We start from the raw sequence: 24,373 nt of genomic DNA, 5'->3' as shown, positions 1-24,373 counted from the left end.
CAGGCGCTTATCCTCCTTTTTTTAATTCGCGCCTTAAGAGCTTCAGGCAAAGAATCCAGGCAGCCTGCCGTAAAGGCAAAAAGATTGCTGACAGCCATCACCAAGCCCGGTTATAGTCACGATGTCGATGCATCGCGGCCCGGCCACAGCGACCGGCGCCGGCGCCGCCCCAATGCGGCCCGGCCGGCGGGCGCCGCGTGGCGGGTTGGGGGACCCGAGGCCACCGGCGCCCGGCAGGCGCACCGTCCGGCCGCGCGCATGACGAGCTACGGGGGGAAACTTGTGATCGCGGAGCATTCCGTGATCGTGGCCCGAGGAATGGGTGTCCGCCGCGGGGGGCGGTGGCTCCTGCGCCCGGTGACCTTCGGCGTGCCCGAAGGCGTGGTCGGCCTGGCCGGTCCACCGGGTGCCGGTAAATCCACTCTGCTGGCCACGTTCGCGACCTTGCGCAAACCGAATACCGGCGTGCTGCACATTCTCGGACACGACATAGCGAACGCCACCGGGCTGCGGGCCGCGCGGGCCGGGATCGGCTACCTGCCGGCGCGGTTCTCCCGGGCGGAGAGCATGACGGCCGGCGAGTTCGTCGCGTACGCGGCGTACTACAAGCGGACCAGCGCGTCCGCCGCGCGCTCCATGCTGCGGCGCCTCGACCTCACCGAGGCGGCCGGGACGGAGCTGGCGCTGCTGCCGCCGGACGTCCGGCTGCGGGCCGGGCTCGCCGCCGCCTGCGTCCACGAACCCGAGGTGGTGCTCCTGGACGACCCGTTCGGCGAGCTGTGCGCCGCCGCGGAGCCATGGCCGACGGGCGCCGAGGGCCCCGGGCGGCGGTCGCTCACCGCGGCGATGGCGGAGCTGATCCCGGTGCTCCGCTCGCTGGCGCCCGCGGTCGTCATCACCGCCGACGTCACCGAGACGCTCACCGGCTGGTGCGACCGGCTCTTCACGCTCACCCGCGGCCGGCTGGCCGAGCAGCCCACGCACTCCGCCACCGCCCGCCGGGGCCGCTCCGCCGCCGACCGCCGCACCGCCCCCGAGCCGCAGACGTCCCTGGACCACCAGCGCGCCCTCGGCCCGCGCCCCGTTCCGAACCCGCAGCGCGCCCTGGATCCAGAGAGCGCCCCCGAGGCCCAGGGCGCCGGGGCCGGGACCCCGCGCGCCGCCCGGCCGGCGCTGCCGCGCCTCACGCTGCCGCGGATCGCCCTGCCCCAGCCGGCCCTGCCCCAGCCGGCCCTGCCCCAGCCGGCCCTGCCGCAGCTGGCGCGGGCGAGGCGGCCCCCCGCCGGAAGCGCCGGCGGTGTCTGATCTCGGGCGGGTGCTCCGGCTGGACGCCCGCCGCACGGCGCTGCTGGTCGCGGTGCCGGTCCTCACCCTGGTCGGGACGGCGGCCACGGTGCTGTCGCTGTGCCCCTCGGTCGCGTACTGGGACAACACGGTCGTCGCGCTGGTCAACGCCGTCCGGTTCCTGGGTCCGGTCGCGGCGGCGCTGGCCGCGTGGGCGGCCGTCCGGGAACGTCCGCTCGACTACCTGCGCGACCTCACGGCGCGCTCGCCCGCCACCGGTGTGCTGTTCGACCTGCTGCTGCTGTCGTCCGCGGCCCTGGTGTCCTACCTCGCGGTCACGGCCCTGGTCGTCGCCGTCACCCTCGTGCACGAGGAAGCGGGCCATCCGCACCCGCTCGGGGCGGTCGCGGGCGCGGGCGCGCTCGTCCTCCACGTGGTCGTGGGGTACCTGACCGGACGCGTCGTCCCCCACCGCGTCACCGCCGCCCTGGTCCTGGCCGTGACGTCCCTGTGGGCCGCTCTGCGCGTCCCGGGCGTGTCGTGGTGGAGCCTGCTCCCCCCCGCCGCGCTCCCCCGCCTCGACCTGTTCACCACCCTGCGGCCCGCGGTCTTCGCCGACCAGGTCCTCTGGGCAGCCGGGACGACCACCGCACTGATCCTCGGCTACGTGATGTGGGTGACGCGCCGGTTCCTGATCGTCCTCCCCCTGGCGATGGCGCTGGCCGCGACCGCCGCCGCCACGCTCGACCTGCGCGGCTCGTCCGGCGCGGTCGCGCCCGCCGCGGCGGAGCCGGTGTGCCGGCGGTGGCCGCTGACCGTCTGCGTGCACCCCGCGCTGCGCCACGCGCTGCCGCGGCTGATGGAGCAGGTCACCCCCCTCGCCGCGCGGCTGGACGGGACGCCCGGCGCGTTCACCCGGGTGGAGCAGCGTCCGGCCTGGGTGCCCGTCACGGTGGCCGGCGGCGTCGCGGCCGTCCACGTCGACGAGAGCCTCTCCCCCGGTTACGCGGCCCGCGCCGTCCGGCAGATCAGCGAGGGCCTCAAGGACGGCCCGGCCTGCGCCTCCCCCAACGGCTACCGCGCGCTGGTCGACGCGTGGCTCCTCGGCGACGACCCCCGCGCCGTCGCCGACTCGCGCACGGCCCGCCGGTTCGCGTCCTGGAGCGAGCGCCGCCGCCGCGCCTGGCTCCGGCTCCACTTCACCGAGTACCGCACCTGCGCACTCGACCGGGACGACTTCCGCTCCCCCCACCGCGAGAAGAAGCACCGCCCCGCGAAGCACCCCCGCCGCGAGGCCCTGGACGGCGCGCGACCCCGCGCGTGACCGCGGCCGGACCCCTCCGGCCGCCGGTCGCGCGCGAGTTCAGGCGCCTCCCGCGGCCGCCTCGGCGGCCGGGGGCGTGGTCCAGCGGCGTTCCACGAAGAACGGGGCGACCGGCAGGACGGCCGCGCCGAGGGCGAGGACCGTGCGCCGGAGGTCCCAGCGCAACTGCTCGCGGACCAGGAACACCAGCCCGACGTAGGCCATGAACAGCACTCCGTGCACCGGGCCCGTCAGCTGCACGCCGGCCGGCGCGTCCGCCCCGTACTTCAGCGGCATCGCGACCAGCAGCAGGAGCAGGAACGAGGCCGCCTCCGCGATGGAGACGTACCGGAATACGCGAATCAGATCCACGCCGGGGCCAACGGCGGAGAGGTGACCCGGGTTTCGGACCGCACTATGGCCTTGATCACACTGACCTCACCGGCGTGCCAGGTACGCGGCGGCTCTGCCGGGAATGGTTGCGTACATGGCTCGCTCGGAACCGAAGAACGACGCGCAACCCAAGCCGTCCCCCGGCCGGTCCCGTCCGCCCCGGCGCGGCCTCCTCACGCCCCTCGTGCTCGTCATCGCCACGATCGCCCTGGTGCTGGTCGCGCAGCAGGCGCTGCGGGGCCTGCCCGGCTGGCTCAACCCGTTCGAGGAGGAGACGAAGGACCGCAGCGGGCCCGTCCTGCTCAAGTCGATCCGCGATCTGCACCGCTACGAGGCCGCGAGCGGCAACTTCCAGGTCGTCGTGGACCTGGAGAAGGACGCCAAGTTCCTGCCGTCCTCGCTGCGCGGCAACCGCACGCTGTTCGTCGGCAACGGCTCCGTCGACGCCTACGTCGACCTCTCCAAGCTCGGCTCGGGCGCCGTGAAGGTCAACGCGGACCGGACGGCCGCCACCATCACGCTGCCGCGCGCCGAACTGGAGCAGACCAACCTCGACACGAAGAACAGCTACGTCTACGCCACCCAGCGCGGCCTGCTCGACCGGTTCGGCGACTTCTTCAGCAGCAACCCGAACAACCAGCAGCAGCTCTACGTCCTGGCATCGCAGAAGATCCAGACGGCCGCCGCCCAGAGCGGCCTCAAGGAACGCGCCGACGCCAACACGAAGTCGATGCTGGAGAACATGCTCAAGGCCCTCGGCTTCAAGACCGTCACCATCACCCCCGAAGCCCAGTGAGGTTCCCGCCTTCCGGTGACGGCCCCGCCTTCCGGTGACGGCCGTTGCGAGCCGCTGACGGCCGTTGCGAGCCGCTGACCGCTATCGGCAACCCGCACGCACGGCACCCGGGGTCCCTGCACAATGGCGTTCCGTCGCTCGCTACAGAGAGGACGCGATGGGACACCCACCGTCACCGAGGAAGGCGTCCCCGCGGGTGATGAACCCGCTCTGGATCATCTCCCTGTTCCTGGGGCTCACGGAAGTGACGATCGGAGTCGTGACCACCCAGGCCACCGGCTGGGTCCAGGCGCTGCTCGCGGTCTTCGCCGTGCTCTTCCCGAGCGGCGTTGCCGGGGCGTTCTTCCGCATCCTCTGGCAGAAGCCGTGGGTCCTGTACGCACCCGGCGACTACGAGGACGAGGGGATCTTCAAGGATCTGCAGCAGCACGGGCACGAGTACGCAGCGACCGTCTCGTCCGCCACCGACCGGAGCCTGGAGAACCTTGAGGCCGCCATGCGCTCGGCGTTCGAGAAGGTCATCGACCCCGCGCTGGTCATCGCGGCGGCGCCCGGCGCGGGCCAGTCCGGCATCCGGGGTACCGGCGACGCGGGGCGCTCCGTGGTGGACGAGGCGATCGAAACGGCCCGCGAGCACTTCCAGCAGCGCGTGATCGAGGTGGATCTCAGCGCGATCCACTCCAGCCTCGCGGGCTTTCCGCTGATCTTTCCCGTCACCGACTCCACGACCGTGACCGACCTGCTCGACAACCTCTATTTCGCGATCGCGGCGTACGTCAGGTCCTTCTCCTACAACAAGAGCTGGGTCCTTGAGGACGTCAGGACCGGCCGCACCTACACCGACATAGGCGCGGCCTGGGCCCGGCGGACGCTCAACGAAACGCGTGACTGGCGCCGCCTGTCAGAAGCGGGGATAGAGCCCGGCTCGCGGATGCGCGCGAAGTGGCTCAACCCCGCCGAGGGGTGACACACCGGCCCACCAGGTCCGCCGCCGTCACACCCCGCCGCCGTCACACCCCGCCCGTCACGCCTTGGGGACGGTCAGGATCAGGGCGTCGCCCTGGCCGCCGCCGCCGCAGAGGCCGGCGGCGCCGACGCCGCCGCCGCGGCGCTTCAGCTCGTAGGCGAGGTGGAGGGCGATGCGGGCGCCGGACATGCCGACGGGGTGGCCGACCGCGATGGCGCCGCCGTTGACGTTGACCTTCTCGGGGCCGACGCCGAGGTCGCGCATCGACTGGATGCCGACGGAGGCGAACGCCTCGTTGATCTCGATGAGGTCGAGGTCGTCCACGGACAGGCCCGCCTTGCCGAGGGCGTGCTCGATCGCGTTGGACGGCTGGGACTGCAGTGAGTTGTCCGGCCCGGCGACGTTGCCGTGCGCGCCGATCTCGGCGAGCCAGCTGAGGCCCAGCTCCTCGGCCTTGGCCTTGGACATCACGACGACCGCCGCGGCGCCGTCGGAGATCTGCGAGGACGAGCCGGCGGTGATCGTCCCGTCCTTGCCGAACGCGGGACGCAGCCGGGCGAGGACCTCCGCGGTGGTGTCGCCGCGCACGCCCTCGTCCTGGGCGAAGACGACCGGGTCGCCCTTGCGCTGCGGGATCTCGACCGGGGCGATCTCGTCGTCGAAGACGCCGTTCTTGATGCCCTCGGCGGCGCGCTGGTGGGAGCGGGCGGAGAACTCGTCCTGCTCCTCGCGGGTGATGCCCAGCTTGGCGTTGTAGCGGTCGGTCGACTCGCCCATGGAGATGCCGTCGAACGCGTCGGTGAGCGCGTCGTAGGCCATGTGGTCGAGGACCTCGACCGAGCCGTACTTGTAGCCGCCGCGCGACTTCGGCAGCAGGTGCGGCGCCTGGGACATCGACTCCATGCCGCCGGCCACCACGATGTCGAACTCGCCCGCGCGGATCAGCTGGTCGGCGAGCGCGATCGCGTCCAGGCCGGACAGGCACACCTTGTTGATCGTGACGGACGGGACGCTCATCGGGATGCCCGCCTTGACCGCGGCCTGCCTGGACGGGATCTGGCCCGCGCCGGCCTGGAGCACCTGGCCGAGGACCACGTACTGCACCTGGTCGCCGGAGACACCGGCCCGTTCCAGCGCCGCCTTGATCGCGTGCGCGCCGAGGTCGGCCGCGGAGAAGTCCTTCAGCGAGCCCATCAGGCGGCCGATGGGGGTGCGCGCTCCGGCGACGATCACGGACGTTGCGGTCATGTGGGGGCCTCCAGAAGGGTGCTGCGGCGACGTTTGCCACGATACCCACGGGACCTGCGATCGGTTCCGTTCGCCCCCGCCTGGCGCCCGAGAGGGAGTCTGGACGTCTGAGAGGGAGTAACGCCCATGCTGACCCGTATCGACCACATCGGCATCGCCTGTCGCGATCTGGAGGCCACCGTCGAGTTCTACAAGGCGACCTACGGCTTCACCGACACGCATTTCGAGGTGAACGAGGAGCAGGGCGTCCGGGAGTGCATGCTCAAGATCAACGAGACGGGCGACGGGGCCGCGAGCTACATACAGCTGATCGAGCCGATCCGGGAGGACTCGGCGGTGGCCAAGTGGCTGGAGAAGAACGGCGAGGGCGTCCACCACATCGCGTTCGGGACGGACGGGACGGTCGCCGACGAGGCCGCCGGCATCGCGGGGAAGGGCGTCCGGGTGCTGTACGACGCGCCGCGGAACGGATCCATGGAATCCTTGATCAACTTTTTGCATCCCAAGGACTGCCACGGCGTCCTGACGGAGCTGGTGCAGAAGCGCCCGGACGCCGGATGATCTTGCCCGCCGGGGGAGGCGCGGGCGCGACCGGATCGTGACGTGTTCGATATCACGGTCACGGGGGGCGGGGCTTCGACCGCCGCTCTGTGACCGTTCAGACACATCTGGTGTATTTGCACCCCCGGCACCTGGGCACCCGATCGCCCGCGACGCGCCCGAACAAAAAGGACAATCCACGCAGCGCGTCAAGATGAGCCCCCAACACGGCAGTGTCCGGAGTACGCTTCATTCGCCGGAAGAGGTCTGGGGCTCTGCGCCGTTTCATGCCAGGCGATCAACCGGTCCCCGGAACCACCCGTAGCCCCGTCACATCAGGATTGAGCCACATGCAGTCCGACATCGACGCCCAGCTCAGCAACTTCTTTGAAGACACGCCCCCGCGCGAGTTCGACGTGGTGCTTCGCGGCTACGACCGGCACCAGGTCGACGAGCACATCAAGTCGCTCGACAACGAGGTGCGGCAGACCCGCGAGCAGACCCAGGCCCTGCAGCGGGAGCTGTCGGACGCCCATCGGCAGCTGCAGGAGCAGGAACGTCCCACCTACTCCGGTCTCGGCGCCCGCATCGAGCAGCTGCTGCGGCTGGCCGAAGAGCAGGCCACCGAGCTCGTCCAGGCCGCCCGGTCGGAGGCCAACGAGATCAAGGCCGCCGCCAAGGTGGACGCCGCCGAGCAGCGCGCGACCGCCGAGAACGACGCCGCCGAACTGCGCGCCAACGCCCAGCGCGAGGGCGACGACATGCGCGGGGCGGCCGAGCGGGAGGCCGAGGAGGTGCGCACGTCGGCCCGCCGCGAGGCCGACGAGCTGACCTCCACGACCGAGCGCGAGGTGGCCAAGCTGCGCGCCACCGCCGACCACGAGGTCGCCGAGAAGCGCGCCGCCGCGGAGCGGGAGATCGCCAAGCTGCGCACCACCACCGAGCGCGAGGTCGCGCAGCTGCGCGCGTCCACCAAGCGCGAGCGGGACGAGATCCTCACCACGGCCAAGCGGCAGGCCGACGAGATGCGCGCCCAGGCGCAGCGCATCCTGGAGGAGAGCGAGGCCCAGCGCGCCCAGGCCGAGGCGGAGTTCGAGATCCAGCTCGCCGCCCGCCGCGAGGAGGCCGACCGGCAGGACGCCGAGCGCCACTCCGCCGCGCAGGCCGCGACGCAGAAGCTGGTCGCCGAGGCCGAGCAGCGGGCCGCGTCCGCCGAGCAGCGCGCCGCGAAGGCGACCCAGCAGGCCGAGCAGACGCGGCGCGAGGCCGACTCGCACGCCAAGCAGCTGATGGCCAACGCCCGCAAGAACTCCGACAACGTGATCGCCGAGGCCAAGGCACAGGCCGAGCAGCTGCTCGCCGAGACCAAGGCCGAGGCCGACCGCGTCCGGACCGCGGCGCAGCGGCAGGTCGACGAGCTCACCCGGCAGCGCGACAGCATCACCAGCCACCTCAACCAGCTGCGCCAGCTCATCGGCGGCGTCGCGCCGACGATGGGCGGCGACGCCGAGCTGGCCGCCGCCCCGGAGAAGGCCGCGATCCCGGCGGCCGAGCCGAAGCCGGCCCCGGCTCCGCAGGCCGCGCCGAAGCAGCAGCCGGCCGCCAAGGCCGCGCCCGCGGCCAAGCCGGCCCAGGCCAAGAAGTCCGAGGAGGACGACGAGGACTGGTGGCAGGAGTGACCGGTACGGTGACCGCCTGACGGTCTGCGCGTGACAGGAAAAGCCTGGAGGCGGTGAAACGTCTCCAGGCTTTCCGTCGTCTCACACCGTAGGCGTGACGAAGAGGAGAGCGGCGTGCCCGACGAGACCCCCCACGAGGACGGTCCGAAGCCGGCGTCCGGCGAGACCCGGCCCGCGACCGGCGGCAGGGTCCCCACGCCCGCCCCACCCCCCGACGACGACCGGCCGAAACCCACGCCCGGCCCCGCCCCGGCCCGCCCGACCCACCCGGCCCGTCCGTCCACAGAACCCGGCGAGCCCACCGCGCCCGCCGAGCCGACCGTGCCCGGCAAGTCCAGCGAGCCCGCCGAACCCCCCGGCCCCGGCGAGCCTGGCGAGTCCGGCAAGGAGAGCGCGGACACCGACAGCGCCGACACCGTCGACACTGAGGAGGCCGACCGGGACGACGAGACCAACCGGGACGACGAGACCAATCGGAGCGACGGAGGCGACCGGAGCGACGAGGACGACCGGGACAGCAAGACCGGCCGGAACAGCGAGACCAACCGGGACGGCGAGGGCGACCGGAACGGCGAGGGCGACCGGAACGGCGAGGGCGACCGAGACCAGGACAGGGACGGGAGCGGGGGCGGGGGCGGGGAGGGCGACACCGAGGTCGCGCCCAGTGGTGCGCTCGTTCCCGAGGAGACCGAGCCGCCCGTGGGTGAACGCGACCCGGCGACCGGCACCCCGGTCACGCTCCCGGCGCGGGTCGCCGCCGAGCGGGCCGCGCCCGACCCGCGCGCCCCCGACCCGGCGCACGACGTCGAGCAGCGCAAGCGCGAGGCGGGCGTCGACCACCTGTTCCCGTTCGGACGGCCCGGCCAGCCGCTCGGCCGCGCCCACCCGTTCGTGTTCGGGTTCACCGCGGCGCTCGGCGTCATCACCGCCTGGCTGCTGGTGCGGGCCGCCACCAACGCCAAGTCCGTGATCGTGATGATCGTCGTCGCGATGTTCCTGGCGGTCGGGCTGAACCCGGCGGTCGAGCGGCTCCGCAAGTTCGGGCTCCCGCGCGGCGCGGCGGTCGCGTCGGTGTTCCTGCTCGTGATCCTGTTCTTCGCCGGGTTCGTCGCCTCGCTCGTCCAGCCGGTCACCGAGCAGGTCACCGAGCTGCGCAAGAACATCCCCGAGTACGTCGAGCAGCTGCAGAACAACCGGACGCTGGCCGACTGGGACAAGCGCTACGGCCTGCTGGAGCGGGCCGAGAAGGCGGTCAACAGCCCCGACTTCCAGAACAGCCTCACCGACACCGCCACCGGGATCGGGAAGGTCGCGGTCAACGGCATCTTCCAGACGATCACGATCCTGATCCTGACGCTGTACTTCCTCAGCTCGCTGCCGCAGATCAAGACGTTCTTCTACCAGCTCGCGCCGCGCTCGCGAAGAGCCCGCGTCGCCCTGCTCGGCGACGAGATCCTCGACCGGATCGGCGGCTACGTCGCCGGGCAGTTCACCATCGCGTTCATCGCGGGCGTGTGCTCGTACATCTTCCTGTCGATCGTCGGGGTGAAGTACGCGCTCGCGCTGGCGCTGATCGTCGCGGTGACCGACCTGATCCCGCTGATCGGCGCCACGATCGGCGCGGTGATCGTGTCGCTGGTCGCGTTCCTCACCGGGGACACCACCGACCTGATCATCTGTGCGGTCTTCTACCTGGTGTACCAGCAGGTGGAGAACTACCTGGTCTATCCGCGCGTGATGAAACGGACCGTGGACGTCCAGCCGGCGGTGACGATCGTGGCGGCGCTGGTCGGGGCGGCGCTGCTCGGCGTGGTCGGGGCGCTGCTGGCGATCCCGACGGCGGCGGCGATCTCGCTGCTGATCCGCGAGGTGGCCATCCCCCGCCAGGAGACGCTCTGAGTCACGCCCGCCGGCACCCCGCGGGTCACCGGGACGTGCGGGCGAGGGCGGCGGCGAACTCCGCCACCGCCTGGTTGAACAGGTCCGGCTGCTCGACCGCGCACAGGTGGCCGGCGCGCGGCATCACCAGCAGCTCGGCGTTCGGCAGGGCGCCGGCCATGGCGCGGGCCTCGTCCTCGGTGGCGAGCACGTCCTCGTCCCCGACCATGACGAGGGCGGGCACCCGCAGGTCGCCGAGCGCGCCGAACGAGTCCGCGCGTCCCGCCATGGCGCGCTGCGCCCACGCGGCGGCGTGCGGCGGGGTGGCCTGGACGAGGCCGCGGACCCGCCCGTAGATCAGGGCGCGCTGCCGGTAGGTGGTGGGCCCGACGAGGTCGGGCAGCACCTCGTCCACGAGGACCCGGGTGCTGCGGTCGCGGTCCAGCCGCTCGGCCTGGCGCAGCCGGTTCTCCCGGACGGGCGCGGGGTCGGCGGAGGCGCGGGTCGCGGCCAGCACGAGGCCGAGGATCAGGTCGGGGTGCCGCCGGCACAGCGCCATCGCCACGTAGCCGCCCATCGACAGGCCGCCGACGACGGCCCGCCGGACGCCGAGGCGGCGGAACATGCGGGCGACGTCGTCGGCCATGGTGTCGATCGACGGCTCGTCGTCGCCGAGCACGGACCCGCCGAAACCGCGCAGGTCGGGGGTGATGATCCGGAAGCGGTTCGCGAGGCCCTCGCGCTGGGCCAGCCACATCGCCGAGGAGAGCGGGAAGGCGTGCAGCAGGATGAGCGGTGTGCCGCGTCCGACGTCCCGTGCGTACAGCTGCACCGTCATTGGGCAATCGTCACCCGCGATCGCGTCCGGTGGGACGGGAGTGGCCGCGATCGGCCGCATGTGTTTAGTTGTCCGATTCATCCCATTCGGTGGGCAGCGGATGGGCGGCCGGCGCGACCCGCTCGACGATCTCGTTCAGCACGATCCGGACGTAGGGCTCGCCCACCCAGAGGTGCTTGGCGTTGTCCACCGCGACCACCTCGGCCTGCGGGACGCGCTTGAACCGCTCCCGCGCCTCCGCCGGACGCAGGTAGTCGTCGAACTCGGGCACGAGGGCCACCACCGGACGCCCGTCGGCGCCCCACGCGTCCAGGTCGGCGTCCCCCGCGCGCTTCAGCGGCGGCGACAGCAGGATCACCCCCTCCACCAGCGGGTCGCGTCCCCACCGCAGCGCCAGCTCCGTGCCGAACGACCAGCCCAGCAGCCACGGGCGCGGCAGGTCGTGGTACTCGGTGTACTCCAGCGCCGCCGCCACGTCGAACCGCTCGGTCTCCCCGTCTCCGAACTCGCCCTGGCTCGTGCCGCGCGCCGACGTCGTCCCCCGCGTGTTGAACCGCAGCACCGCCAGGTCGGCGAGCGCCGGCAGCCGGTAGGACGCCTTGCGCAGCACGTGGCTGTCCATCATCCCCTCGGCCGTGGGCAGCGGATGCAGGCAGACCAGCGTCGCCACCGGCGGCCGCTCCGGCGGCAGCGCCAGCTCCCCGACCAGTTCCAGCCCGTCCGACGTGTGCAACGTGATCTCCTCGCGCCGCGCCGGCAGCACGCTCGCCGCCCTGATCTCCGCCATGGGTCTCCTTAGTAACGGGGCGCTTCAGTAACGAGGCGCATTGCGGCCGCGCAGGATGCGGGGCGCTCGCCGGGTGCGGGCCTGCCAGCAGGGGCGATGCCAGTGCCGCCGGTCGTCGCCCCTGTCGCCCGCCCGCCAGGCGACGACGTGCCCGGCACCGGGCGGGATCTCCTGGTCGCATCCGGGGCACCGGTACGGCTTCGTCGCGTTGGCCCCCGCGATCGGCCGGACGATCCATTCGCCGTCCGGCCCCTCCTCGGTCTCCTGAACCCGGGCACCGCCCTTCGGGGGGCGTCCGGAGACGGCGCGGCGGTTCTTGCGGGGGCTCATGCTTCGAGGATATTCAGCGCAGCGGCTTGCCCGCGGTGACGTGCTCCACAAGGAGCGGGGCCGGGGCGAGCGACGGCTCGCGCGTCTGCGCGTGCAGGGCGCGCAGGACGGCGACGGCGCGGTCCGGGCCGAGGCGGTCGAGGTCGGCGATCGGCCCGGTCGGGTAGCCGCAGCCCAGCGTCATCGCGGCGTCGATCGCGTCGGCGTCGGCGTACCCGGCGCCGAGCATGGCGGCGGCGTCGTTCAGGTACGGGAAGCGCAGCGCGTCCACGATGAAGCCGGCGCGGTCGCGGCACCGGACGGCGGTGAGACCGAGGCGCCCGAGCAGGCCGGCGGCGCGCTCGGCGACGTCCGGGGCGGTCGCCACCGTCGCGGCGACCTCGGCGAGGGTGCCCGCCGGGTCGGGAAGGTGCAGCCCGACGACGTCGGCGGGACGTCCGGTGGCCATGGCCTGTCCGATCACGGAGCCGTCCACGGAGGTGACGGCGACGACCGTGCCGGGCTTGGCGGCCTGGACGGCGGCCGACAGCAGCGCCCGCGCGGCCTCGGCGTCCTCCGCCGCCTCGATGATCAGGTCGCAGGAGGCGAGGCCGGCGGCGGAGTCACGCACCTCACTGCCCGCCCGTTCGCACAGCGCGGCGACCGCGTCCGCGAGCGGCCCGACGCCGACGATGCCCACCACCGGCTGCGGGACGTCCGCCGCCTCCTCCCCCGCACCGGCGGAATCGTCATGAGAGTAGAAGCCGCGGCCGGTCTTGCGGCCGAGCAGCCCGGCGGTGACCAGCTCGCGAAGCACCGGCGACGCGGCGTGCCGCCGGTCGCGCGACTCGGCGTAGATGGCGTCCAGCACCTCCAGGCAGGTGTCGAGGCCGATCAGGTCCATGAGGGTGAACGGGCCCATCGGCAGGCCCGCGCCCTCCTTCATCGCGGTGTCGATGTCGTCGCGGGTGGCGTGGCCGGCCTCCAGCATCCCGGCGGCCTGGTTCAGGTAGCCGAACAGCAGCCGGTTCGCGACGAACCCGGCCCGGTCGCCGATCGTGACCGGCGTCTTGCCGAGGCCCCGCGCCAGCTCGGCGACCCGGGTCACGGCCTCCGGCTCGGTCAGCACCGTCCCGATGATCTCGACCAGCTTCATCACCGGCGCCGGGTTGAAGAAGTGCACCCCGACGATCTCGCTGGGACGTCCGGTCGTGACCGCGATGTCGGTGACCGACAGCGACGAGGTGTTGGTGGCGAGGACGGCGTCGTCCCGGCACACCCGGTCCAGCTCGGCGAAGACCTTGCGCTTGAGGTCTAGCCGCTCCGGGACGGCCTCGATCACGAGGTCGCAGTCGCCGAGGTCGGCGAAGTCGGTGGACAGCGTGATCCGGCCGAGGATCTCGCGCTGCGCGTCCTCGGTGAGCCTGCCGCGCTTCACGGCCCGCCCGGTCGAGCTCTCCAGGTGCCCGCGCCCGCGTTCCAGCGCGTCCCTGTTCACCTCGATGCCGACGACCGCGAGGCCGCCGCGCGCCACCACCTCGGCGATGCCCGCGCCCATCGTGCCCAGTCCGACGACCCCGACCCTGCTGAACGAACCACCAGTCATGCCCGCAGTCTCCCAGAGCGCGCATGCGCCGCCATGCCCGGGTACGACCGGAACGTGCGCCTCGGAATCTTCCTCCTCGCCGCCCGTTTCCCCGGACAAGACGACACCGCCGCCCTGTCCCGCACCGTTGATGCCGCCATCGCCGCCGAGCAGGCCGGGTTCGACGACGTGTGGCTGGCCGAACACCACTTCATGACCTACGGGGTCGTCCCGTCGGCGACGCTGCTGGCCGGGCACATCCTGGCCGCGACCACCCGCGTCCACGTCGGGACGGCGGTGAGCGTGCTCTCCACCCAGCATCCGGTGGCGCTGGCCGAGCAGGCCGCGATGCTGTCGCTGCTGTCCGGCGGCCGGTTCCGGCTGGGCGTCGGGCGCGGCGGTCCGTGGCGCGACCTGGAGGTCTTCGGCACGGGCCTGCCCCGCTACGAGCACGGCTTCGCCGAGTCGCTGGACCTGCTGCTCGCCTGGCTGCGGTCCGACCGCGTCGCGTGGTCGGGCGAGCACTTCCGCTTCCGCGAGGTACCGGTCGTCCCGCGCGCGCTCGTCCCACCGCAGGTCACGGTCGCCTGCACGTCCCCCGCCACAGAGGCGCTCGCGACCGAACGCGGGTTGCCGATGCTTCTCGGCATGCACGTCGGACCGGACGAGAAGGCCGCCGCCATCTCCCGCCACGGCGACCCGTCACTCCCCCACATCTCGACCCACGTGGCCCAGGTCGCCGACACGCGGGAGGAGGCCGTCCGCACCCTCATGGACGAGATGCCGCGCTGGCTCGGCCCCGGCCTGGACGGATACGTCGCCGTGGACGACCGTCCCCGCCCGCCCCGCGACCCGGTCGGCTACACCCGCCGCATGTGCGACCTGCACCCCGTCGGCTCACCGGACGACTGCGTCGAGTCGCTCGTGACCACGGCGGAACGCACCGGGATCGGGCACCTGATCCTGCTCGTCGAGGCGGCCGGCTCCCGCGCCGCCACCCTGGAGAACATCGCCCGCCTGGGCGCCGACGTCCTTCCCAAGGTCCGCGCCGCCACATAGACGTGCGGCGTGCCGATCGCCTCGGCACGCCGCACCGTTTCCGCTCAGCAGTCGCGGAGCTCGGGAGACTGGTTGAGGATCTGCTCGCGGGCGGTCACGAACGTCCGGTAGACGTCGGAGTCGCCGCTCGGGAAGACGGCGACGCGGTGGCAGTTCTGGAAGGCGAGCTTCATCCCGAAGTGGCGCTCCAGCGCGCCGCGCATGGCGTCGCTGGCGAGGACGCGGAGGAGCTGGCCGCGGGCCTGCTCGTCCGGCGGCGGCGTGAGGTTGTCGGCGAAGTCACCCCCGTCCACCTGGAGCCGCGCCACCAGCCCGGTGATCATGTCCCACGCGTACGGGAGGGACGTCCTGATGCACTCGATGAAGGCCGCGTCGCCGACCTCGCCCTTCTGCGCCGTCTCGAGCAGTTCCGGGGTCACGTCGAGGGACATGTGCGGGGATCCTTTCGCAGAGAGGATGAACACCCACCCGCCGACGCTAACCACGCTCCCGTGGGAATTCCAGGCCTTGACAAAGATTTTCATTCCGCTACGCGCCGCGCGGTGCCGCCCCGTGCCCCCGCGCCCGCCCCCGCCCCCGCCCCGGCCGGACGGCCTGCCGCTCGGCGAACTCGGCCCAGTACGCCCGCGCCCGCCGCGCCAGCCGAACGTCCCGCACGGCCTCCGCCTCGGCCCGCCGGGCCTCCGCCCGCTGCCTCGCCATGTCCCGCATGATCTGGTGGTGGTACACGACCTCTCCCCGAACGTCCCGGACCGCACGCCACGGCCCGACACCCAAGACACTCGCGCTAAGGCCCCCACCCCCACATCGGCACGACGCCCTATCCGCCCGCCCCGGAGTGCCTTAGACACCCCACCCGCCGCGCTCACACGTGCCCCTGCCCCTCGCACAGGACTTACAGGAGAAGCCCCGCGAGGACGGCGTCGACGACCTCGGCTGGCATCTCGTCCAGCACAGCCGGCATCGGGACCGAGGAGAGACGGATCTCGCCATCCAGTGAGCCCGCGAGAGCTTGAGCCTCAAGGCTGCCATTTCACCCACGACCCACGAGGCGGCCACGCCTGGGCGGACGAGTGCCGCGGCGGCGTCCCAGCGCGGCAGGTGGCGTTCGAGGACCGAGAATCAGCACAAGCAGCGATCAACCCGCTGGAGAGCCCCACAACCGGAGCCCACAACGATTACCGCCGGTACACCAATCTCGCCTGAAGCGGCCGGACGCCGCACTAAGGTGAGGCACCGTGCGTCTCGTTATCGCCCGCTGCAGCGTCGACTACGCCGGCAAGCTCACCGCCCACCTGCCCATGGCTCCCCGCCTCGTCCTCATCAAGGCGGACGGAAGTGTGAGCGTCCACGCCGACGACCGCGCCTACAAGCCCCTCAACTGGATGAACCCGCCGTGCTCGCTCCGCGAGGAGCCCTACGAGGAGAACGGCGCCATAGCCCGCTGGACGGTCACGCACGGCAAATCAGGCGAGCGGCTCATCCTCACCATCGAGGAGATCCTGCACGACACCAGCCACGAGCTGGGCCTCGACCCGGGCCTCCAGAAGGACGGCGTAGAAGCACACCTCCAGGAACTCCTCGCCGAGCACATCACCACCCTCGGCGACGGCTACACCCTCATCCGCCGCGAGTTCCCCACCGCGATCGGCCCGGTCGACATCCTCTGCCGCGACGCCGACAGCGCCACAGTCGCCATCGAGATCAAACGCCGCGGCGAAATCGACGGCGTAGAACAGCTGACCCGCTACCTGGAACTCCTCAACCGCGACCCGCACCTCGCCCCCGTCCGCGGCGTCTTCGCGGCCCAGGAGATCAAACCCCAGGCCCGCGTCCTCGCCACCGACCGAGGCATCGACTGCGTAACCCTCGACTACGACGCCCTACGCGGCATCCAACACGAGGGCACCCTCTTCTAACCGGCCTAACGTCACGAATGTCACAGGTGCGCGTCAGTCTGTTCCGTAAGCCGAAGAAACTCGTCGAGAAGCTCGACAGTGTATTTCGCCTCCATGCTGTCGATGCAGAGAGTGTTGAAGCTTCTCATGTACACATCGACTTCCTCGGGGTCGTCCAGATACATCGTGCTGGTGAGGTTCTCGACGTAAACCATGTCCGGCAGATTCCGCTCGGAAAACCGCAGGATTGTGAAGGCGCCTCCTTCGGAGACGCGTCCTTGGTACCCGAACGGCATGATTTGAATGGTGACCTTGGGTAGTCGAGACATCTCGATGAGGTGCTTGAACTGGCCACGCATCACTTCGGGATCGCCGATGGGACGGCGCAGTGCTCCCTCATCTATCGCGGCCCACAGGAACGGCGCGCCCGGACCCGTGAGGATCTCTTGACGGTTCATGCGCAGCCGCACGCGCTGGTCGATCTCTTGGTCGGTGAATCCGGTGCTGCTCAGACGGATGATCTCGCTCGCGTACCCCTCGGTCTGGAGCAGCGCCGGGACAAAGTGCAGTCCATATGTGCGGATCAGGGAGGCCGATTCCTCCAGCTCCGCATAATTCCGGGACTCCATGGACGGTATGCCGTCTGATCTGCTCTGGAAGGTTTCCAGCCGGTAGAGAAGTTCTTCGAGCTCCTGGCAGCGTTGTTCGGCCTCGGTGGCGCGGCGGCGGGCGTGGCGGAGCTGGCTGGTGAGATCGGTGATCTCAGCTTCGAGCTGGTCTCGTTCGGCCTGCAGAGCAGCTCGGTCACGTTCCCAGGCGGCTTTCAGCCGGCCGTGCCGGCGGATACGTTCGGCGAGTTGCTCTTCTAGGTGCGCGGCGTAGCGGTCGGCCTCGCGCTGGCCCACCACGGCGGCGTGCAACTCGTCGCGAACTATCCGCACCCGGTATTCGTGCGGATGGCGAACTCGCAGGGCCTCCAGCCACAGCTTGGCCAGATGTGTGCGAACCTCCGGAGAGACCTCCATACCCCGCTCCGCCTTGATGGCGAGCAGCCGCTCCAAGAACGACTGGTCTCCTGGAACACGGTGACCGTTGAGGTAGCGCGAGACAACGCTCTTGTCGAAGTGGTAAGTGCGGGCAAAGCGCCCCTGCGACATCCCTACCTGGCCCCAGAGCCCGCGCAGCTCCTCGACCCACGCCTGTACCTCGGGGTCGAGGTTGGGGGACAGAGGCCGCAGGCCCATCGAGGCCGGAGGGGCAACGGAACCCCGGGGCATGATGTCGGTCATGCGGTCCATTCTCTGCAATCAAGGCGCCGCTGTCCCACCGAGTTCGCCGATGCCAGGCGTTGCCATTTTCTGCAACCCCCAAGGGACGGCCGTTGCGGCCTAGTGCACCCCCCACCGGGTCTGGCTTGCTGGAAACCGTCCGGCGCCACCGGGTGCCGGACCCCGACACGGTGAAGGCGGCATGCAACACACTGAACGTCCCCCGACCGGTCCGCGCCCACTGCTGATCGCGATGGTCACAGTCGTCATCGGCATCTTGTCCGACGCGCTGTCGCTTCTCTCAGACCACCCGGTCCCCGAAGCGCTGCTGACCGCCTGCGCGGTGATCGGCAGCACCGCTGATCTACTCAACCAGGTCCTCCGGACGCGCCGTCCCCTTCTCAGTCCCGGCGATAAGGAGAAGGAGCAACCGGACGATCAATCAGAAAATCCCAACATCTGACCGCTTGGCTCACCGAGGCCATCGCGTCCGTTCTCTGCGGGCCGTCCAGTAGTCCACTTCGTAGACAATCAGCAATGACCGAGAGATCCGCCGACAAGATAAAGCGCCTCGGGTCGCATGACCTATCAACGCGACCCGAGGCACCTCTATACACAGCAATTCACCACTGCCAACTCACCACCGGGCAGTGTCGATCCGATCGCCTCGACCAGGCCAGCGTGAGCGTCGGAGATGACCAGTTGGACGCCGGTCAGGCCGCGAGCCACCGGACCCTCCAGGCCGCCGCGGACCTGCCGGGCGCGCTGGCCGCCGAGGTCGCCACGGCCGCGCGGGCGGCGTTCGTGGACGGCAGGGCGCGCCGCCCTTACGTGCAGCGCCGGCTTCGCCGCCCTCGTGGCCTCCCTGGACCTGCCCGCGGGCGTCCCCGCGGCGCAGGACCACCAACCCCGTCTACCCACACAAGCGCATACGGTCCGTCCGCTAACCAGGGTCAATTGTTCGCCGCCGTGCACCCTTACGCGCGGCCGGTGTCCCCGGCGGCTCCAGGAGCATCCACCTGGCGGCCTGAGTCCCTGACCGGTCTCATCGAGGAACAGATCCAGGCGCCCAGGTCCGCCGCGGTGGTTCCACTTGCGGCCTCATCGTCGCGTTCGATGGCGCGTTGCCCCGGGGACCAGCACCGACCAGCCGTTGCGGCGCAGCAGCAACGACACTTCCGGCAGGGTGTGGTCGATCCCGAACAACCGCCGGATCAGCGCGGCCACCCGACCCAGCCTCCACTGCTGGTCATCGGCATAGCCGTGCGCGGCCGGACCGCGATTCAACTCGGCCCCCAACCGCGCAAAGGCCGCATCGTCCGGCCACGGCCGACAGTGCGCCCCCCTGGACCACAGCGCCTCGGCCCCACCCTCACGCCAGGCTCGCCGCCACTTCTCCACCTGCCGCAACCCGGCTCTTAGCTCGGCGGCGATCCACGTACAAACGCCCCCCACCGAACCATTGCGCGGCCTGCAACCGGACCTGTTTTGGTCGTTCCCGGCCGGCAGCGGTCATCCCACCGCCCTGGGGGCATCTCGCCACGCCACCGGCATACGCCACACCACCGGCCGTCCACTCGCCCGGCCGCCATCACTCATCAACCCTGGTTGGCGGCCGATTGCGGAACGCGGCATCCATCAACTTCGATCTCGCTTACCCGCCGCCGGCGATCAGCCAGCTGAAGTGGCTGCCGGGGGTTACGCTGCGGACGCTCGGCCGGCGCCCCGGGCATGTGGTGTCGCGCACCGAATTGTGCAGGGTGCCGCCGAGGTGACTGGTCGGCGCGCCCAGCGGCCAGCGACGCCTGGCATTGGGCAGGCCGCCGCGGGAAGCCCACCCGAAGCGCGACGCGAGCCTTCCGGCGAGCGCGCTCGCGCCTCCCAGGCGGTGCGGAAGTCGCCTGGCCCCGAGGGGCTCTTCATCCCATCGCTCCATCCTCTGGCCTCTTTCCGCCTCGATCCAGCAGATAGGAGGTGGCCCCACCGAAACGAGGACCTGCCCGGCCCGGCTGCGCTCCGGCAGCCGTTCGAGGGAGTAGGACCCGATGCGCAGCTTAGGGATTGGGTCCTATTCCATCCGTGCTCGGCGCGGGCCTCGGCCAGCAGTTGCGACTGGAGATAACGGTCCGCTGGACAGCGGAGGCGTTCGCGGCTCGGTCAGTTGACCGTAGCGGCGGACCAGCATGACCGCCCCCGGTGCGCTCAGGGACTCGTGAGGACGACACGGGTGAGAACGGAAGGACAGCAGTCCCGCTGTGGGCAGTCAGCGGGCGACGCGGTAGCGGAGGTGGGTGACGCCGTTGCCTTGGAGGGTGGCGATCGGGCCTTCCAGGTCGACCGGGCCGCCCAACTCGCTCAGGTAGGGCACGCCGTCGCCGAGGAAGACCGGCATGAGGTCGATCCACACCTCGTCCAGCAGGCCCAGTTCCAGGGCCTGGCGGGCGATGGTCCCGGCGGCCACGTTGACGTACCTGTCGCCCGCCACGGCCTTGGCCTGCTCGATCGCGCTCGCGACACCGTCGGTGACGAAGGTGAAGGGGACGGTGGTGTCGCGATCCTTCCAGTCGTCGGGGACGTTGTGCGTGACGACGAAGACGGGTTCGCCTGTGGGTGAGTCACCACCCCAGCCGTTGGTCAAGTCGAACAACCGTCGGCCGATGACGCCTGCCCCGGCGGTTCCGGCCATCTCACGCCAGTGGAGCGCGCTGGCCTCGCTCAGACGCAGGGTCATCTTCCCTGAGAGCATCGGAATCGCGACGTTTCCGGAGTCGTGCCAGCGGTGCAGCCGATCGAAGCCGCTCTCCTGCGGGCCTGCGATGAAGCCGTCCAGGGACATGCTCGCCGTGGTGTACACCTTGGTCATGGTCGGGTTCCCTTCTCTTCGCCCTCGCTGTCTGGACTGACCGCACGCGTCCAAGAAAGTCATCGGTGCCCGGCCCCCATGTCCGTACCTGGGTGCGGTGGCGGTGCACCTACTGGACCGCCGGCCTGACGAGACCGGAGCCGTGCACGCTCGTCCCAACTCGCGTCCACGGGTCGTCCTAGGGATGAGGATCACGTCGGTGAATCGGCCCCCCGGGGGGCAGGACGCGCCAGCCAGCTGCCAGCACAGCGGGCACGGAACGGTGGGATGTCGGGGATGCGACGCCGCGCGAGGTCCGGGCGGCAGTAGTGGCGTCGCGCGGACGGTCCCGGCTCGTGCCCTTCCCGTCCTACTCGACGGCCTCCTGTGTCACGGGAGACCACATCACCATGGCCATCACCGGAGACGGCAGTGCGCGTGATCCGCCACGTACTGCCCTACCGGTTCTGTGTGACGGGTTGTCCGGCTGCGGAGAACTCGGGCAGCCGCTCGTGGTTGTGTGCTGGCTGGGGAGCGGCCGGTCTGCTCCCGGACGTCCTCGCGACCTACGAGGGCGAACCAGCTGTGTCGCCGATCGAGGTGGTCTTCGCAGGCGATCGTGCGAGCATGCTGCGCGATGGGCGGGCCGATGCCGCACTGCTGTACACGCCGACCGATGGCGTCCGTGGGCTGGGCACCGAGACGCTGCTGAGCGAGCGCCGGTCGCTGTGCTGTCTGTGTTCCACCCCCTCGTACGGCGGCCTACTCTGCGGATGGCCGAGCTTGAGCGCGAGAGGCTGCACAAGCACGATCCCACCGATGGCGGCACCGGTGGCAGCATCAGCGAACTGATGCACCTGATCGCCCTGGGCCGCACGGGCGCCGTGCTGCCGCAAGTCATTGACCACGCCCCTGCGCGATGACCTGACGACGATTCCAGTGACCGACGTTCCGCCGAGTGTCCTCGTGCTCGACTGGCCCGCACACGGCACGTCCTCATCGGTCGCTGCCCTCGCCCGCGCCGCCGCGAAAGCCGCCACGGCGCCGCAATGCTAGGCCCCTGTGCGGGTCCGTCCGGAGGCTGTTGCCGTCTCTCGGCCGAGTGCGGCTCCGGCGGCGTGCTGATGTGCCCGCACGATGGCGGGGTCCACGCTGCCGAGGTGCTCGGGGGCCGCCGCCGAGGTGCTCGGGGGCCGCCGCCGCGTTTGCGGGCCTGCCGGGATCACTTCCAGACCCCTGCCGACGGCAACAGGGGACCATGGGAGACGCCGCCCGCCCGCCTGAATTGCGCCCCGGGCCGTCCGGGGGCACTTCGGGCGGGCGCTGCGTCCCGTCGATCTTGTGGCCCAGGATTCGGCCTCTCCCGCCCAGGCGCTGCCCGGTGCGGCTCTTGCGGCAAAACCGGCACATCCTGCACGCGGTGATGCACGACACCTGCACCTGTCGGCATGGCGGAGGTTAGGCGGCCTTGGGTAGGTCGGTTGGTGGGGTGGTGGTGGGGGTCGCTCTTGTGTCGGGAGGTGGGAGGGCGCGGTAGATGTAGCGGCCGGTGGTGTCTTGGGTAATGTGCATCTGCTCGGCGTTGGCGTGTTTGAAGCGGTTGTGCCATCCGCAGCAGAGGGCCAGTTTGTCGATGTCGGTGGGGCTGTCACCTAGGGCCCATCCGTTCACGTGATCGACTTCGCACAGGGTGCCGGGGACTTCGCAGCCTCGGACCGCGCAGGTCGGATAGAGCGTTTCGAGGACTTGGCGTTGGGCTGCGGTGGCGAACCGGACCTTGTGTCCCAAGTAGAGCGGGGTGTGGCCGCCCAGGAGGAGCGGCGAGACTCCTGCGGCCAGGGCTATGCGGCGGGCCTGGGGGGCGGGGATCGGGGTGCCGTCGGTCAGGCGGGCGGGTGCTTCGCCGCCGGTCAGGGTGTCCAGATCGCAGATGACGGTGACCTTGGTGGCCCGGTGGCCGCCCGAGAGGACGGCGGTCAGCGCGGCGGCGGTTCGTTCGGGCAGGTCGCGCTGGTCGTCGGGTCCTGCCGGTTTGGCCAGAGGTCCCAGGGTTCCGTCCCAGATGGCGGCGTCCTCGGGGTTCAGCCAGCCCTTGATGTATCGGCCGCCGTCCAGGGAGCGCGTCACAGTGACCCAGGAGCGCTCGTAGCCGCGCTGGGAGTCTTCAGGGGCTTGCTCGCGCCCGTCTCGTTCGGCGATGACGTCGCGGATGCGGCGGCCGAACGCGGCGACTTTTCCGGCTGAGAAGCCCTGGCCGACCATGTCCAGCAGGACTGATTCCGCCTCCGCGCAATCGGCGTCGTCAAGCCGGGCGACGGCGTCGGCCACGGTGGCGGCGTGGCCGTAGGACAGCTCACCGCCTGCGAGCATCGCCGTCACCTTCGGCAGCCTGTGGCGCTGCCGTGCCAGGGTCACCCGCTCTCTGGCGCGCGACTCGCGCATGCCCAGCCGCGACCGCAGCCATGCCTGGGTGGACGGCAGGCCCCAGCGAAACATTTCTCCAGTGGCGTCCACGCGACCGATCAATTCGGCCAGCGCGCTTTCCTGCGCGTCCGACGCGGCCGCGAGCTTCTCCGCCAACTCCATGCAGGACGACGGGGATTCCGGCGCGGTACGTCCGGCTAATTCAGCGGCGATCGCGGCAGCGGCGTTCACCAACTCTATGGTGGACGCCCCACGCAGATCGACCGCGATCAAATCCATGAGGAAAGTATATCGAATGTGTGTTCGAAATGGGCCGCGAGAACCACTTCAGTTTTGTCACCGCGGGGATAGTCGGAGGCGGTCCCCAATCGCCGTCCGCTTAGAGAAGCCGGGCCATGGCTTCGCCCTGCCCCTCTTGGACGGTGGGGTGGCGCGTCGGGCAGGGGGCAGGCGGAGCCTGCCCGACGAAAGCTGCACCCAGGGGTCGCAGAGGCTCCGAAGTCAAGGGTGGGACGGAGTCCCATCGCGAAGCGACGCCGAAGGCGCCCTTGACTTTGGAGGGGCGGCCCCGTACGCAGCGCCACCCCACACAATTGCCCGAACACGGGCATACTCATCCTAGGTCGGGACTGGGCGACACAACTCGGGTCCAAGTAATCAGACTCCGGACAAATGCTCACCACTCAATGGTCAGGGAAAGAGTATGGAACAGGCTTCATATCGACATTTGCGACTCGGTTGCCTGTTGGGCTTGGCGTCTGCTCGCCGGCTGGGCGGTGATTGGGCATGTGACGCAGGCGGAGGGCTGCCGGACGGTAGGGGTGGGCGGGCATTATGGCGGGCATGACGTTTCAAGCGAGCGGCACCTTCGACATCGAGGCGTGGGACGCCGACAAGCCCTATGACGAGCAGGGCGGGAACAAGCTGACCCGGGTGCACGTCGGCAAGGCCTTTCACGGGGACCTCGTGGGGACGAGCTCCACCGAGCTGATCACGGTGGAGTCGGCGGCGGGGCCGGTCGCCTACGTGGGAGTCGAGCATGTCCAGGGCATCCTGCACGGCCGCGAAGGGACGTTCGTGTTGCAGCACAGCGCGGGCAGCGAGGACGGAACGCCCGACACCCAGTGGCTGCGGTGGCTGATCGTGCCCACGTCCGGGACGGGCGAGCTGGCGGGCATCCGCGGTGTCGGGCAGATCACCGTCGCCGAGGACGGGTCCCACGCCTGGGCGCTGGAGTACACGCTGGACTAGCGGCCGACCGGCGGCCGGTAATGT

At 71.0% G+C, this 24,373-nt stretch carries 25 protein-coding genes; 12 read left to right on the top strand and 13 right to left on the bottom strand.

The features are described from left to right. The first annotated feature begins 258 nt into the window (after positions 1–258). Positions 259–1,305, top strand: a complete 1,047-nt coding sequence (locus K8Z49_RS38620) for an ATP-binding cassette domain-containing protein (RefSeq protein ID WP_412516506.1) — start codon at positions 259–261, stop codon at positions 1,303–1,305. Then, positions 1,298–2,608 (top strand): hypothetical protein, encoded by a 1,311-nt coding sequence (locus K8Z49_RS38615; RefSeq protein ID WP_412516505.1) that lies wholly within the window; start codon positions 1,298–1,300, stop codon positions 2,606–2,608. Before K8Z49_RS38620 ends, K8Z49_RS38615 begins: the two co-directional genes overlap by 8 nt. Positions 2,609–2,647: 39 nt before the next feature. On the opposite strand, the gene K8Z49_RS38610 is transcribed toward K8Z49_RS38615, so the two are convergent. Beyond that, the gene (locus K8Z49_RS38610) at positions 2,648–2,959 is read right to left on the bottom strand and encodes a DUF3817 domain-containing protein (protein WP_024936480.1); all 312 of its coding nucleotides are present in this window, start codon (positions 2,957–2,959) and stop codon (positions 2,648–2,650) included. A gap of 115 nt (positions 2,960–3,074) precedes the next feature. On the opposite strand from K8Z49_RS38610, the gene K8Z49_RS38605 reads away from it, so the two are divergent. Next, positions 3,075–3,776, top strand: a complete 702-nt coding sequence (locus K8Z49_RS38605) for a DUF4230 domain-containing protein (protein ID WP_021597706.1) — start codon at positions 3,075–3,077, stop codon at positions 3,774–3,776. Between the two features lie 157 nt (positions 3,777–3,933). Next, positions 3,934–4,743 (top strand): hypothetical protein, encoded by an 810-nt coding sequence (locus tag K8Z49_RS38600; protein ID WP_143118696.1) that lies wholly within the window; start codon positions 3,934–3,936, stop codon positions 4,741–4,743. A gap of 57 nt (positions 4,744–4,800) precedes the next feature. Here K8Z49_RS38600 and K8Z49_RS38595 read toward each other — a convergent pair whose 3' ends face one another. Next, a complete protein-coding gene (locus K8Z49_RS38595) occupies positions 4,801–5,991 on the bottom strand; it encodes an acetyl-CoA C-acetyltransferase (protein WP_021597708.1) in 1,191 nt (396 codons plus the stop codon). 126 nt (positions 5,992–6,117) lie between these two features. On the opposite strand from K8Z49_RS38595, the gene mce reads away from it, so the two are divergent. The 3 genes from mce (at position 6,118) to K8Z49_RS38580 (ending at position 10,109) form a co-directional block, all read left to right on the top strand. Further along, positions 6,118–6,552 carry a methylmalonyl-CoA epimerase gene (mce, locus tag K8Z49_RS38590; protein WP_021597709.1) on the top strand — a complete coding sequence of 145 codons (435 nt, stop codon included), beginning with the start codon at positions 6,118–6,120 and terminating at the stop codon, positions 6,550–6,552. Positions 6,553–6,881: 329 nt separating this feature from the next. Further along, positions 6,882–8,210 (top strand): DivIVA domain-containing protein, encoded by a 1,329-nt coding sequence (locus K8Z49_RS38585; RefSeq protein ID WP_021597710.1) that lies wholly within the window; start codon positions 6,882–6,884, stop codon positions 8,208–8,210. 114 nt (positions 8,211–8,324) lie between these two features. Continuing rightward, positions 8,325–10,109 (top strand): AI-2E family transporter, encoded by a 1,785-nt coding sequence (locus K8Z49_RS38580; RefSeq protein WP_412516504.1) that lies wholly within the window; start codon positions 8,325–8,327, stop codon positions 10,107–10,109. Between the two features lie 25 nt (positions 10,110–10,134). Here K8Z49_RS38580 and K8Z49_RS38575 read toward each other — a convergent pair whose 3' ends face one another. The 4 genes from K8Z49_RS38575 to K8Z49_RS38560 all read right to left on the bottom strand — a co-directional run bounded on the left by K8Z49_RS38575 (position 10,135) and on the right by K8Z49_RS38560 (position 13,628). Continuing rightward, positions 10,135–10,926: an alpha/beta fold hydrolase gene (locus tag K8Z49_RS38575; RefSeq protein ID WP_021597712.1), complete on the bottom strand. Its 792-nt coding sequence runs from the start codon at positions 10,924–10,926 to the stop codon at positions 10,135–10,137. Positions 10,927–10,990: 64 nt separating this feature from the next. Then, positions 10,991–11,713 (bottom strand): alpha/beta hydrolase, encoded by a 723-nt coding sequence (locus K8Z49_RS38570; RefSeq protein WP_021597713.1) that lies wholly within the window; start codon positions 11,711–11,713, stop codon positions 10,991–10,993. Positions 11,714–11,737: 24 nt separating this feature from the next. Next, the gene (locus tag K8Z49_RS38565) at positions 11,738–12,043 is read right to left on the bottom strand and encodes a hypothetical protein (protein WP_021597714.1); all 306 of its coding nucleotides are present in this window, start codon (positions 12,041–12,043) and stop codon (positions 11,738–11,740) included. 13 nt (positions 12,044–12,056) lie between these two features. Then, positions 12,057–13,628, bottom strand: coding sequence for a 3-hydroxybutyryl-CoA dehydrogenase (locus K8Z49_RS38560; RefSeq protein ID WP_412516503.1), 1,572 nt, complete (start codon positions 13,626–13,628; stop codon positions 12,057–12,059). Between the two features lie 54 nt (positions 13,629–13,682). On the opposite strand from K8Z49_RS38560, the gene K8Z49_RS38555 reads away from it, so the two are divergent. After that, positions 13,683–14,666: an LLM class flavin-dependent oxidoreductase gene (locus K8Z49_RS38555; protein WP_412516502.1), complete on the top strand. Its 984-nt coding sequence runs from the start codon at positions 13,683–13,685 to the stop codon at positions 14,664–14,666. Between the two features lie 44 nt (positions 14,667–14,710). Here the strand turns inward: K8Z49_RS38555 and K8Z49_RS38550 are convergent, their stop codons facing one another. Both K8Z49_RS38550 and K8Z49_RS38545 read right to left on the bottom strand, forming a co-directional pair. After that, entirely contained in the window at positions 14,711–15,097 is a 387-nt protein-coding gene (locus K8Z49_RS38550; RefSeq protein WP_021597717.1) for an SCO5389 family protein, read from the bottom strand. A 97-nt stretch (positions 15,098–15,194) separates the two neighbouring features. Next, positions 15,195–15,368, bottom strand: coding sequence for a hypothetical protein (locus tag K8Z49_RS38545; RefSeq protein WP_177287840.1), 174 nt, complete (start codon positions 15,366–15,368; stop codon positions 15,195–15,197). 536 nt (positions 15,369–15,904) lie between these two features. Here K8Z49_RS38545 and nucS point away from each other — a divergent pair. After that, positions 15,905–16,585, top strand: coding sequence for an endonuclease NucS (gene nucS, locus K8Z49_RS38540; protein ID WP_021596298.1), 681 nt, complete (start codon positions 15,905–15,907; stop codon positions 16,583–16,585). A 20-nt stretch (positions 16,586–16,605) separates the two neighbouring features. Here nucS and K8Z49_RS38535 read toward each other — a convergent pair whose 3' ends face one another. Continuing rightward, positions 16,606–17,853, bottom strand: coding sequence for a Scr1 family TA system antitoxin-like transcriptional regulator (locus K8Z49_RS38535; RefSeq protein ID WP_412516501.1), 1,248 nt, complete (start codon positions 17,851–17,853; stop codon positions 16,606–16,608). A 181-nt stretch (positions 17,854–18,034) separates the two neighbouring features. On the opposite strand from K8Z49_RS38535, the gene K8Z49_RS38530 reads away from it, so the two are divergent. Beyond that, positions 18,035–18,295, top strand: coding sequence for a hypothetical protein (locus K8Z49_RS38530; protein ID WP_412516500.1), 261 nt, complete (start codon positions 18,035–18,037; stop codon positions 18,293–18,295). A 146-nt stretch (positions 18,296–18,441) separates the two neighbouring features. On the opposite strand, the gene K8Z49_RS38525 is transcribed toward K8Z49_RS38530, so the two are convergent. The 3 genes from K8Z49_RS38525 to K8Z49_RS38515 form a co-directional block, all read right to left on the bottom strand. Further along, a complete protein-coding gene (locus tag K8Z49_RS38525; RefSeq protein ID WP_412516499.1) occupies positions 18,442–18,561 on the bottom strand; it encodes a transposase in 120 nt (39 codons plus the stop codon). 372 nt (positions 18,562–18,933) lie between these two features. Next, entirely contained in the window at positions 18,934–19,233 is a 300-nt protein-coding gene (locus tag K8Z49_RS38520; protein WP_412521257.1) for a winged helix-turn-helix domain-containing protein, read from the bottom strand. 862 nt (positions 19,234–20,095) lie between these two features. Further along, positions 20,096–20,695 (bottom strand): dihydrofolate reductase family protein, encoded by a 600-nt coding sequence (locus K8Z49_RS38515; protein ID WP_021596303.1) that lies wholly within the window; start codon positions 20,693–20,695, stop codon positions 20,096–20,098. A gap of 752 nt (positions 20,696–21,447) precedes the next feature. Here K8Z49_RS38515 and K8Z49_RS38510 point away from each other — a divergent pair. Beyond that, complete coding sequence (locus K8Z49_RS38510; RefSeq protein WP_412516498.1) at positions 21,448–21,597, top strand: hypothetical protein; 150 nt, start codon at positions 21,448–21,450, stop codon at positions 21,595–21,597. A gap of 535 nt (positions 21,598–22,132) precedes the next feature. Here K8Z49_RS38510 and K8Z49_RS38505 read toward each other — a convergent pair. Then, on the bottom strand, positions 22,133–23,377 hold the full coding sequence (locus K8Z49_RS38505; RefSeq protein ID WP_412516497.1) for a DUF222 domain-containing protein: 1,245 nt from the start codon (positions 23,375–23,377) through the stop codon (positions 22,133–22,135). A 564-nt stretch (positions 23,378–23,941) separates the two neighbouring features. Between K8Z49_RS38505 and K8Z49_RS38500 the strand changes: the two genes are divergently transcribed. Then, a complete protein-coding gene (locus K8Z49_RS38500; protein WP_235206409.1) occupies positions 23,942–24,349 on the top strand; it encodes a DUF3224 domain-containing protein in 408 nt (135 codons plus the stop codon). Positions 24,350–24,373 lie beyond the last annotated feature (24 nt).

It is taken from the genome of Actinomadura madurae (assembly GCF_047130825.1).
Classification (GTDB): Bacteria; Actinomycetota; Actinomycetes; order Streptosporangiales; family Streptosporangiaceae; genus Spirillospora; species Spirillospora madurae.
Note: the sequence above shows the minus strand (reverse complement) of the source record. Positions and strands in the feature narration are given on the sequence as shown.

Coding starts and splice junctions, on each gene's coding strand:
- K8Z49_RS38550 (WP_021597717.1), bottom strand. CDS start 15,097: ATGTCCCTCGACGTGACCCCGGAACTGCTCGAGACGGCGCAGAAGGGC.
- K8Z49_RS38510 (WP_412516498.1), top strand. CDS start 21,448: ATGGCCGAGCTTGAGCGCGAGAGGCTGCACAAGCACGATCCCACCGAT.
- K8Z49_RS38545 (WP_177287840.1), bottom strand. CDS start 15,368: ATGGCGAGGCAGCGGGCGGAGGCCCGGCGGGCCGAGGCGGAGGCCGTG.
- K8Z49_RS38560 (WP_412516503.1), bottom strand. CDS start 13,628: ATGACTGGTGGTTCGTTCAGCAGGGTCGGGGTCGTCGGACTGGGCACG.
- K8Z49_RS38565 (WP_021597714.1), bottom strand. CDS start 12,043: ATGAGCCCCCGCAAGAACCGCCGCGCCGTCTCCGGACGCCCCCCGAAG.
- K8Z49_RS38575 (WP_021597712.1), bottom strand. CDS start 10,926: ATGACGGTGCAGCTGTACGCACGGGACGTCGGACGCGGCACACCGCTC.
- K8Z49_RS38595 (WP_021597708.1), bottom strand. CDS start 5,991: ATGACCGCAACGTCCGTGATCGTCGCCGGAGCGCGCACCCCCATCGGC.
- mce (WP_021597709.1), top strand. CDS start 6,118: ATGCTGACCCGTATCGACCACATCGGCATCGCCTGTCGCGATCTGGAG.
- K8Z49_RS38530 (WP_412516500.1), top strand. CDS start 18,035: ATGCAACACACTGAACGTCCCCCGACCGGTCCGCGCCCACTGCTGATC.
- K8Z49_RS38570 (WP_021597713.1), bottom strand. CDS start 11,713: ATGGCGGAGATCAGGGCGGCGAGCGTGCTGCCGGCGCGGCGCGAGGAG.
- K8Z49_RS38585 (WP_021597710.1), top strand. CDS start 6,882: ATGCAGTCCGACATCGACGCCCAGCTCAGCAACTTCTTTGAAGACACG.
- K8Z49_RS38500 (WP_235206409.1), top strand. CDS start 23,942: ATGACGTTTCAAGCGAGCGGCACCTTCGACATCGAGGCGTGGGACGCC.
- K8Z49_RS38600 (WP_143118696.1), top strand. CDS start 3,934: ATGGGACACCCACCGTCACCGAGGAAGGCGTCCCCGCGGGTGATGAAC.
- K8Z49_RS38505 (WP_412516497.1), bottom strand. CDS start 23,377: ATGGATTTGATCGCGGTCGATCTGCGTGGGGCGTCCACCATAGAGTTG.
- K8Z49_RS38535 (WP_412516501.1), bottom strand. CDS start 17,853: ATGACCGACATCATGCCCCGGGGTTCCGTTGCCCCTCCGGCCTCGATG.
- K8Z49_RS38605 (WP_021597706.1), top strand. CDS start 3,075: ATGGCTCGCTCGGAACCGAAGAACGACGCGCAACCCAAGCCGTCCCCC.
- K8Z49_RS38515 (WP_021596303.1), bottom strand. CDS start 20,695: ATGACCAAGGTGTACACCACGGCGAGCATGTCCCTGGACGGCTTCATC.
- K8Z49_RS38620 (WP_412516506.1), top strand. CDS start 259: ATGACGAGCTACGGGGGGAAACTTGTGATCGCGGAGCATTCCGTGATC.